This is a genomic window from Asticcacaulis sp., from assembly GCF_027484505.1.
GTDB lineage: Bacteria > Pseudomonadota > Alphaproteobacteria > Caulobacterales > Caulobacteraceae > Asticcacaulis.
In genome coordinates this window covers 1-9,912 of sequence record NZ_JAIXSV010000164.1, presented here as the reverse complement: position 1 = coordinate 9,912, position 9,912 = coordinate 1, and the positions used below count along the sequence as shown (strand labels likewise).

At 63.2% G+C, this 9,912-nt stretch carries 10 protein-coding genes; 3 read left to right on the top strand and 7 right to left on the bottom strand.

Translation table 11 applies throughout. The features are described 5' to 3' along the window. Nucleotides 1-159 (top strand): catalase-related domain-containing protein, encoded by a 159-nt coding sequence (locus tag Q0072_RS10475; RefSeq protein ID WP_298329503.1) that lies wholly within the window; start codon nt 1-3, stop codon nt 157-159. Between the two features lie 45 nt (nt 160-204). Here Q0072_RS10475 and Q0072_RS10470 read toward each other — a convergent pair whose 3' ends face one another. Further along, nucleotides 205-1,029: a LytTR family DNA-binding domain-containing protein gene (locus tag Q0072_RS10470; protein ID WP_298329497.1), complete on the bottom strand. Its 825-nt coding sequence runs from the start codon at nt 1,027-1,029 to the stop codon at nt 205-207. Nucleotides 1,030-1,134: 105 nt separating this feature from the next. Between Q0072_RS10470 and Q0072_RS10465 the strand changes: the two genes are divergently transcribed. Further along, nucleotides 1,135-2,283, top strand: coding sequence for an acyltransferase family protein (locus tag Q0072_RS10465; RefSeq protein WP_298329492.1), 1,149 nt, complete (start codon nt 1,135-1,137; stop codon nt 2,281-2,283). Here the strand turns inward: Q0072_RS10465 and Q0072_RS10460 are convergent. From Q0072_RS10460 to Q0072_RS10440, 5 genes are all read right to left on the bottom strand, one after another. Then, nucleotides 2,264-3,043, bottom strand: coding sequence for a hypothetical protein (locus tag Q0072_RS10460; protein ID WP_298329489.1), 780 nt, complete (start codon nt 3,041-3,043; stop codon nt 2,264-2,266). The two genes, Q0072_RS10465 and Q0072_RS10460, sit on opposite strands and share 20 nt — an antisense overlap. Nucleotides 3,044-3,251: 208 nt before the next feature. Beyond that, nucleotides 3,252-3,482, bottom strand: a complete 231-nt coding sequence (locus Q0072_RS10455; RefSeq protein ID WP_013478955.1) for an alkylphosphonate utilization protein — start codon at nt 3,480-3,482, stop codon at nt 3,252-3,254. A 76-nt stretch (nt 3,483-3,558) separates the two neighbouring features. Continuing rightward, entirely contained in the window at nt 3,559-3,963 is a 405-nt protein-coding gene (locus Q0072_RS10450) for a hypothetical protein (protein WP_298329485.1), read from the bottom strand. A gap of 122 nt (nt 3,964-4,085) precedes the next feature. Then, nucleotides 4,086-5,384, bottom strand: coding sequence for a nucleoside transporter C-terminal domain-containing protein (locus tag Q0072_RS10445; protein WP_298329482.1), 1,299 nt, complete (start codon nt 5,382-5,384; stop codon nt 4,086-4,088). A gap of 70 nt (nt 5,385-5,454) precedes the next feature. After that, the gene (locus Q0072_RS10440; protein ID WP_298329480.1) at nt 5,455-6,774 is read right to left on the bottom strand and encodes a DcaP family trimeric outer membrane transporter; all 1,320 of its coding nucleotides are present in this window, start codon (nt 6,772-6,774) and stop codon (nt 5,455-5,457) included. A 269-nt stretch (nt 6,775-7,043) separates the two neighbouring features. On the opposite strand from Q0072_RS10440, the gene Q0072_RS10435 reads away from it, so the two are divergent. Beyond that, entirely contained in the window at nt 7,044-7,685 is a 642-nt protein-coding gene (locus Q0072_RS10435) for a response regulator transcription factor (protein ID WP_298329500.1), read from the top strand. Here the strand turns inward: Q0072_RS10435 and Q0072_RS10430 are convergent. Further along, on the bottom strand, nt 7,682-9,912 hold a 2,231-nt coding region (locus Q0072_RS10430; protein WP_298329478.1), incomplete at its 5' end, for a PAS domain-containing hybrid sensor histidine kinase/response regulator. The genes Q0072_RS10435 and Q0072_RS10430 overlap by 4 nt on opposite strands.

The following is a 9,912-nucleotide window of genomic DNA, read 5'->3' as shown; positions in this document are numbered from 1 at the left end:
CTGTTCGACGACGGGCAGAAATCGCGGCTGTTTGCCAACATCGCCGCCTCCATGGCCGGGGTGCCCGACGTCATCATCGAACGGGCGTTGAGCCACTTCGAACGCATCCACCCGGACTATGCCGAGGGTGTCCGGGCGGCGCTGAAAAGCAACAGATAACCAGCGCCGACAGCCCCGTCAGTTCACCTGACGGGGCTGATTTATTTACAATGCCGCCTTATAGCGCCGACTGCCGACGATCTGGCGGTCGTCAGTCAGGCGAATACGGACGTCTCCGGACGGCACCGGTTCGATAGCCTGTATATGCTGGCGGTTGACCAGCCGCGAGCGGTGGACCCGTAAAAACCCGGCCTCAGCCAGTTGCGCTTCCCAAGCCGTCAAGACGCCGCGCGTCAGCCACACCTTGTCCGCCGTATGCACCTCAACATAGTTGCCGGCGGCTTCGATCCACAGGACCTCCGCCGGATCGACAAAAACCGTGCGGCCTCCATCGCGGATTTCCAGCTTGCGCCGGGCGGACGGGGCGACTTGGGCCTGTCGGCTGAAACGGTCATCCACCCAGATAATGGCCAGCATCAACAGGTAGCCGAGCGCGTCTTTACGCGCCTCATAGATGACGCGCAGCCACAGGTCCCCCTGACTGAAATCGTAGTCGCGGCCATCCAGCGCGTAGGCCAGTTCACGCAAGGCTACCATGCCGCCGACGTGCGACAGCGTATAGCCGAGAAAACCACCCAGTTGCATGGCGACAAAGCGCCATCGCCCGACGCGGGCCAGTGGGAAGCGATAATAGATCAGCACCCACGCCCACAGCCCGGCCAGGGTCATCCCCGCGCTGCTCGTTTCCCACACGAAGGGTTCCCAAAGTTTGAAATGCCGCTCGTCCGGCGGATTTTCGATCAGCACCGAACCGATATTGACGGCGCAACTCAGCCCTACCAGAAGGGCAACCGCGATATAGATTCGGCCCAATCGATCGAGGTACGCGCCACCCTCACCGCTCGTCCCTACCGCTTCCCCGCTTGTCACAGGCCGCTCCCCGTTCGTCCCAGTCGTTTGTCCGCTCAAGGCTTAGGCATGGCCCGGCCCCAGGTCTCCGGCTTAAGCGTGGCACAGTTTTCGGGGAAACACCACATGACATCCGCACCTCTTACCCGCCGTTACGATCTCGACTGGCTGCGTATTATCGCCTTCGGTCTGCTGATCCTTTATCATATCGGCATGTTCTACGTGACCTGGGACTGGCACGTCAAAAGCCCGCGCACCTCGGAGTGGGCGGAACCGCTGATGCTGCTGACCAATCCGTGGCGACTGGACCTTCTGTTCTTTATTTCGGGGGTGGGGGCGCGCTTTATGCTCGACAAGTTGTCCGCCCGGCGCTTTGCCCTGTCACGTTTTCATCGCCTGTTCTGGCCGTTGGTCTTCGCCATCTTTGTGATCGTTCCGCCACAAGCCTATTATGAGCTGCTGGATGCCGTGCGTCTGGGGCAAATTCTGGCCTACACCGATAGTTACAGCGAATTTTATCTCAAATATATCAGCGGCTACAGCGGCTGGTGCGATGGCGAAGACTGCCTGCGCGTGCCGACCTGGAACCATATGTGGTTCGTCGCCTATCTGCTGGTCTATTCAACGGTTCTGGCTCTGATCTGGCCGCTGCTGAAGCGGGTCAAAGGGGACTGGCCCGTATGGACCTTCGTCCTGGGACCTTGGCTGGTCCTTTGGGGGCTGCGCGCCACTCTTTTCCCGGTGTTTGGCGACACCCATGCCCTGACGGACGATTTTTATCTCCATGCCCTTTACGGCTTCCTGTTCCTGTTGGGGGCGATGGTGGGGCGCTCAGACGCGGTGTTTGAAACGACCCGTCGCTGGCGCTGGCTGTGGCTGTGCATAGCCGCTGTCGCCTATGCTGTCTTCATGCCGATGAGCCTGTGGTCCAGCGGCGAACTGCCCCCGTGGGTCCTGTTCGTGCTGCGCGGGGCGCGTGAGGCACAGGCGTGGTTTGCCGTTCTGGCTCTGCTCGGTTTCGCCCGTCAGCACCTGTCCACCGCCGACGGTCCTCTGCGGCGCTCCCTGACCGAAGCCGTCTTTCCCTTCTATATTGTGCATCAGACCCTGATCGTCGTGGCGGCCTATCATCTGGCCAAGGTTGACCTGCCCATCGGATTGGAATTCTCCCTTCTGGTGGCGATAACCGTCGGCGGTTGCGTCCTGACCTATCTGATCGTTCGCGCCGTGCCCCTGTTGCGGCCCCTGTTCGGCCTCAGGCGCTCCGGCGCCTGACGGTCAGGGTCAGTGCCAGTATCAGGCCGATGCCGATGACCGCCGTAAAGGCCATCAGCGGCTCGTCCTGACGCTGCACATTGGCGGCGGCAATCCAGCCCAGCGCCCAGACCAGTGGCACGGCGTAGATACGCGAGCGCGTCAGGCGCAGCATAAGGCCCGCAAAGGCGATCAGGCCCAGCAGGAAGCCCAGTGACACCATGACCTGACGCGGGTCGGGCTGAAGACCGGCGGCCACCAATGCCGAGGTGAAGTTGACCACCGTCGCGGCTGAAATCCAGCCGGTCACCAGAGCCAGAGGCGCGACGACAAAGCCCGTTTCACTTTTGCTTAGGCTCAGTTGCTTCAAGCGCATCAGCCCGATCAGACCCGACGTCAGTGAGACGCTGATGATACCAAAGCTCACCCAGTCAATGCCGTGGATGGGCACCCAGATCGACCACACGGTATTGAGGGTCCAGATCACCGCCGTATGCGGCCAGGCGACTTTCAGCGCCGCATTGTCTGCGTGACGAATGGCCCACACGGCACCGACCAGAGCCCACAGATAGATAACGCCCCAGATGGCAAAGGCTGGCCCCAGTGGCACCAACGGGTGTGAGGTCAGCGCCGACTGTTCGGCGACGCTGCGGCCGATGCCCAGCCATTCGGGCACCTGACCGCTGAAAATCTGCGCCAGACCAAGCAGCAACAGGAGCCACCCGGCGGCGGGGACACGACCGGTGCTGACGGAATCCGTAGGGGTGATGGTGCGGGCCATGTGACTCTCCCTTCGTTGAAACGCTATTTATACGCTCGCCAGAAGGATAATGTTCACGCCCGCCGCCTCACAAAAGGGGGACTCATACCAACGGCCGAAGATGCTGACCGCATCCGGCCGTTGAAAACTCGATAATGTCTCACCTGCGTCAGCGACATGAGACATTATCGAAAGGCATACCCAGAGTCATTTTCAATGACTCTGGGTATTAGGCCTTTTTGACGAACTCGGTGCGCAGGACGAGGCCGCGCACCTTCTCGTGGTTGCACTCGATTTCGTCTTCGTCATAGGTCAGGCGGATATTCTTGATCAGCGTCCCGCGCTTCAGCGTCACACCGCCCGATCCCTTGACCTTAAGGTCCTTGATCAGGGTGACGTTGTCGCCATCCGCCAGACGCGCGCCGTTGGCGTCCTTTACGATCAGTTCTTCATCGGACATGGCGGGGCTCCTTTTTTAGCTTAAGTCGCGCCCTGCCTAACCGATCGGCCGCATTTCCACAACAGATGTGAGGAAATTAATCCCGGCAATAGCCTTCACCGTTCGAGACAGAGACGCAATCCAGCTTGTCCGCCAGATATTTGACGCCGGTTTTGGCCCCCGTCGTATGGCGGATGAGCTGGGTTTCCCCGTTGCGCTCGATCTGCATGGCATTGCCATTGACCGTACCCGTGAAAACGCCCGGTGTGGTCGTACCGCTCAGCGTCACCTCGTAATCGTGCTGACGCGCCACGACCTCAAGCGACGTGGCCTCCGGACCCGTCCAGCGCCCGACATAGCCGGCAGCGACATCGGCGGCTTTTGAGGCGCTGGTTGAGGCGGCGCTGGAAGCGGATGCTTCCACTTCGGTGGGGGTCGAGGTGTCGGGCTTGGGCGAACAGGCTACAAGCACAAGCGACAGGAGACAGAGGGCAAAACGCATAGCAACAATCCGACGGTATCAAGGTGTCTGAACCGCAGATTAGCGCGAATAAAAACCGAGTGAGATAACAGCCTTATCGGCCATTTATAAATTCCGCATAATGTCTTTGCCGCAGAGGCGGACTAATGGAACAGCAAAAGCCCCGCAATCGCCGCGTTCATCAGATTGGCTAAGGTAGCGGCCAGAAGCGCCCTTGGCCCCAGCTTGACAATCATATCACGTTGATTAGGGGCCAGACCGCCGATCACCGCCAGTTGGATCGCGATCGAAGACAGATTGGCGAAGCCACACAGGGCGAAGCTCATAATGGCGGTGGAGCGTGGCGAGAGCTGCCCGCCTTCGCCCATCAGGTGCAGATAGGCGACAAATTCGTTCATGATCAGCTTTTCGCCGAACAGACCGCCCGCCGTTACCGCCTCGTTCCACGGGATATTAATCAGGAACATGATCGGCGCAAAGACAAAGCCCAGCATCCCCTGAAGCGTCACGTCCGGATAACCAAACAGGCCACCTATGCCGCCCAGAATACCGTTGACCAGCGCGATCAGGGCCACAAAGGCCAGCACCATGCCGCCCACCGAAATGGCGATTTTCAGACCGTCCTGCACGCCGTCGGAAATGGCCGCCAGCAGGCTTTTGGGGTGGTGGTCGGCGTCTTCCATGATCGGTTCCGGTGAATGGATCACCGCCCCTTTGGGGTCCGGAATGATGATCTTGGCCATCAACAGCCCACCGGGGGCCGACATGAAGCTGGCGGCCAGCAGGTAGTCAATCTTGATGCCGATCTGCGCGTAAGCGGCCAGAATGGTGCCCGCCACACCGGCCATGCCGGAGGCCATGATGGCAAACAGTTGCGCCTTAGTCAGGCCTGCCAGATAGGGCCTCACGACCAGCGGCGATTCGCTTTGCCCGACCAACACATTGGCCGCGGCCGCCAGCGCTTCGACGCGGCTGATGCCGATGATAAAGCCTAAGCCGCCGCCGATCACCTTGATGATCAACTGCATGATTTTCAGGTAATAAAGCACCGAAGCCAGCGCCGCGAAGAAGACGATCACCGGCAGGACATTGATGGCGAAGCCCGCCCCGCCCGGCACATTGACCAGCCCGCCGAACAGCATGTCAATGGCGCCTTTGGAATAGCCCATCAGGGCTTCGACGCCGTGCGCAATGGCCTGAACCCCCGCCTTGCCCCAACTGGTGTGCAGGACCAGCACGCCGATCAGCACCTGAAGCGCAAAGGCACAGGCCACCATGCGCAGCCGGATGGCCTTGCGATCGGCCGAGACCAGAACGGCAATCAGCAGCAGGGTGAGAATGCCGCCGATGCCGATCAGCCAGTGGTTACTGGTCAAACCGGAAGACAGGCCAGAAGACAAACCGGTGACAGACGGAACGGAGGCGGAGGCAGAAGCGGCCATGCGGGTACTCAGGCAAAAACGAAGGGGTGAGCCTAAGCACCGCAGCGGGCCGGGGTCAATGCGCCCGAACTCAATAGGCGTATTTCGCCGCCAGTTCGAGGCGGTCGAGCCGTCCGCTCTGGCCATTCACCAATTCACGCTTGCCGGTGCGCAGCTCGATGCCGAGATCGAGCCCCCTGACCGGCGTGAAAAACAGGTTGGCGGCCAGACTTTGCGCCGATTTCGACGCCAAAGCGGGGCTGCCGACGGGATAGTCGGCGCTCAGGAAGGAAGCCGCAAAGATCGAACGCAGGCGCGGCGTCCAGCCCAGCTTGACCGCCGCAAAGCCGGAGGTGACGCCAACCGTCTCCATCTTCGCGCCCGGCGTCCCGGCATAGACGACATCGGGGGCGAAGTTGAGCCCGACATAGCGCCCGATCCCCTCCCCGCCAGTCAGCATAAAGCGCAGATCATGGCGCGCCCTTGTACCGAACGGCACCCGGCCCGACAGGCTGAGCCCGTAACCCGACGCGGTGGCACCGACCGCGCCATTGTCAACGGCCAGTTGCCGCGCCACCAAAGCCACAGCGAAATCGCCATAAGGCTTTTTGAGGCTGAGGCGCGCTGTCACGTCGGGCAGGCGGTCATCGTCGTTTTCGATCAGGGTCGCCACCGCGGGTGTGATCGACGCCGTTTCGGGATTTTCCAGCGCCACGGCCAGACTGTAGCCGCCGCTCAGCGGCAGCGTGTAGCGCACCTGCGGCTGACGCACGAAGACCGTGCCTTCGGTGGGGCCGACAAAGTCCGTGCTTTCCGGCAGGGCGGCGACGTTCTGAAACGTCGTCCAGTCCTGCCCGAACAGCCAGCGTCCGTAGGTGATATAGGCGCGGCGCAGCGCCAGATTGTAACCATTGGTGGTGCGTTCGCTGCCGCCGCCGGGCGTCGTCTGAAAATCGGCCTCGACATAGCCGCCCAGGCCCGATCCGCTGTCCATCGACACGGTCAGGCGCGTCTGTTTGGCGATAAAATCGGCGTCGCTGTGTTCGCGCGTCCCCCCCACGGGGATGTACGCCGGCAGGTAGAAGTCGCGCCCCAGGGATCCGGAGGCCAGATCGCCGGAATCGTAGCGGCTGAACAGGGCATTGGTCTTGAGAAAACCGCCATAGCGTAACGCAGGCCCGGTGGTCTGGACGGGTGTGGTCTGGGCGGATTGGGCCGGGACGGACGGCGTGGCCTTTTCGGCCTTCAGCCCGGCCAGTTCGGCGCGCAGACGGCTCATCTCGCCCTCCATCGCCGCCAGCCTCTGTTCGAGCGCCGCCGTCTCAGAAGACGCGGTCTGTTGCGCGCTGACAGGGCCAGCCGCCAGCGCCAGCCCGACCGCAGAGGTCAGGCCGATCAGGGTATATCGCATGTGAACCTCCCCGCTTTTTGGTTTGCCCTTTTTGGTAGTCCGGGTGGGCAGCGGTGAGACAGAGGATCAGGCCGGGGAGGCCGAAATTGAAGGGCGACCTTGGTCGAGACGGCCCCCGACCTTGGTCGTTCAGACCTTGGTCGAATGAAGGTACTTAATGCGACCCATGGCCGCACTTGGGTCTGGACATGACAGCGCCAAGGGTACAAATTGGGCACGCCAGCATTTTCAATAATAAAAAGAATGCGGCCGGAGGTTTCGTCTTGAGTATGCCCCTTCCCGTTTCGGCACCCTCCATTCTGGTCGCCGATGATCACCCGCTCTTTCGTCAGGCCCTGATACTGGCGGCCCGCAAGGTCCGCCCGGACGCCCATATCATCGAAGCCGGTACGCTGGATGCGGCGCTGGAGGCCGTGCGTCAGGCCGCCAACCTCAAACTGGTCCTGCTCGATCTGCGCATGCCCGGTGCCGAGGGCTTTTCCGGCGTCGCCCTGCTGCACGCCGAGGTGCCGCACGTGCCCGTGCTGGTAGTTTCCGCCGCCGAAGCCGAAAAGGCAGCGCGCGAGGCCCGGCGCTTCGGGGCCGTGGGGTTTATCGGCAAGGATCAGCCCCTGCCGCGCATGCAAGAAGCCATCAGCGACGCTCTGGAAGGCCGCATCAGCGACACGCCGCCCGCCGATCCGGAGGTCGATACGGTGGCCGCCAAGGTCGCCGACCTGACCCCGACGCAGTTGCGCGTCCTGCTGGGCGTGCTGGCCGGACGCCTCAACAAGCAGATCGCCTATGATCTCAGCATTTCAGAAGCTACGGTCAAGGCCCATATGACCGCCATCATGCGTAAGCTGGATGTGCAAAACCGTACTCAGGCGGTGCTGGCCGCCCGCGCTCTGGGCATCGGCATCGAAGGTTAAACCCCCAACCACTGCCGCAGGGTTTTGGGCTCCGCCGGCTTGGCGAACAGCGGCACTCCGGCAGCTTCCGCCGCCGCCTCGGTCGCCGGGTCGCGGTCAGCGGTAATCAGGGCGACGCGCAGGTCAGGCTTACGCGTCCGCAAGCGCCGGATCAGCGACAGACCGTCCTGACCCTCGCTCAGGTTATAGTCGATCAGGGCGCAGTCGGCGGTTTCGGCCTGACTGAGGGCCGCCTGCGTGTCATCCACCGCCTGCACCTCACACCCCCACTGTGTCAGAAGCGCCGACATGGCTTCGCGCACCGCCGGCTCATCATCAACGATCAGCACGAGCCGTGCCGGGGCGTTAATGGCCACCGGTCCCGCCGTCACGGCCTCCACCGCCTCAACACACGGCAGGGTCACGGCAAAACGGCTGCCGCGCCCCAGCCGCGACCTTAGCTCGACGCGCAGCCCCAGAAGCCGCGCCGTGCGCTCGACAATGGCCAGACCCAGACCGACTCCGGCCTCACCCGATACGCCCAACCGCTCAAATTCACGGAAAATACGGTCCTGATCGGCCTCGGCAATGCCGACGCCGGTATCATAGACCTCGATCCGCACGCGGTCTGCGCGGGGTCGCAGCACCAGCAGCACGCCGCCGGTTTTTGTGTAGCGCACGGCATTGGACAGGAAGTTTTGCAGGATCGAGCGCAGCAGGTTGCGGTCGGTCTCCACCCAGACCGACGGCGCGATCAGGCGCAGGCTCAGCCCCTTTTCAGCGGCCAGCGGCGTGAAGATCAGGCTCAGATCGCGCGCCAGAACCGACAGGTCGAAGCGCACCGGGCGCGGCGTCACGCCCCCGGCATCGAGCTTGGAGATATCGAGCAGGGATTTCAGCAGGGCATCCGCCGCTTCGATCGAGCGTTCGACATTATCGACCAGCGCCCGCGCCTCGCCGTGCGTCTCCTCAGCCAGAGCCGCGGTAAACAGGCGCGCAGCGTGCAGCGGTTGCAGCAGGTCATGGCTGGCCGCCGCCAGAAAGCGTGTCTTTTCTTCGGTCGCCCGCGCCAGAGCCGAATTGACCAGACGCAACTCGGCGGTCCGGCGCTCCACGCGGCTTTCCAGCTCGGCGCGCGCCGTTTCCAGCGCTGACAAGGCGTCGGCCTCGCCCGTCACATCGGTAAAGCACATGACATAGCCGCCGCCGGGCATGGGGCCACCGACCGTGCGGATCACCCGCCCGTCATTGCGCCGCCGCTGAAAAGCATGGTGCGTACCGCGTCGCATGTGATCGAGCCGGCGGGCGACATGGCTTTCGACCTCGCCCGGCCCGCATTCGCCGCGTTCGGCATTGAAGCGGATCAGCTCGGCCACCGGCGTGCCGACCCGCACCAGCTCCGGCGGATACTGAAACAGCTCCAGATAGCGCGTGTTCCACGCCACCAGCCGCAGGTTCTGATCGACCACGCTGACGCCGGGATCGATGTTTTCCAGCGTCGCCGCCAGAAGGCCGCGCGAAAATTGCAGGCTCTGGCCCGACCGGTCGAGCAGGCGCGCCACCTCATCGACACTGATCGCCGTGCCGGACAGGGCGGACGAGACGATGGCGTGGGCCGAAGGCGCGCCGACCACTCCGGCAATCAGTCGTTCGGCCCGGCGCACGGCAGCGCGGTCGATGGGGGCGTGGTCCTGTATGCGGCCAAAGGCTTCGGCAACCGCTTCAGGCCCGGCAAAGCGCGCGGTGAGCGTGGTCAGTTGCCCCAGACTGTGCACCGCTCCCTGCTTAACGGCGGGCGTCAGGCGCAGGCCAAACCCCGGACGCGTGCGCCCGAAGGCCGAGGCCAGCCCCCAGGCGGCGGCATTGGCGCCCAGCGAGGCCACCACCCCGTGTACCAGCGGATTGAGGTCGGGCCACAGAGCCTTTATGCCGAACAGGCCCTGCGGATTGAACAGGGTCAGGGCCGCGCCTTCAAGCCACTGCGGCGAAGCGATGGTCGGCCAGAACAGGGTATAGGTCCACACGATCAGCCCGGCCAAAAGCCCGGCCTGAATGGCCGCGGCATCGCGCGCCTTGCCGTTGACGGCCAGAAGCAGGGCCGGCGTAAACTGCGCGATGGCGGCGAAGGCGATCTGCCCGATGACCGCCAGTTGCTGCCCCGGCGGCACCCACAGGGCATAGGTCAGGGCAGCGCCCATCACGGCGGCGATCGAAGCGCGACGCACCCACAGCATCAGCTTCCCGAAAT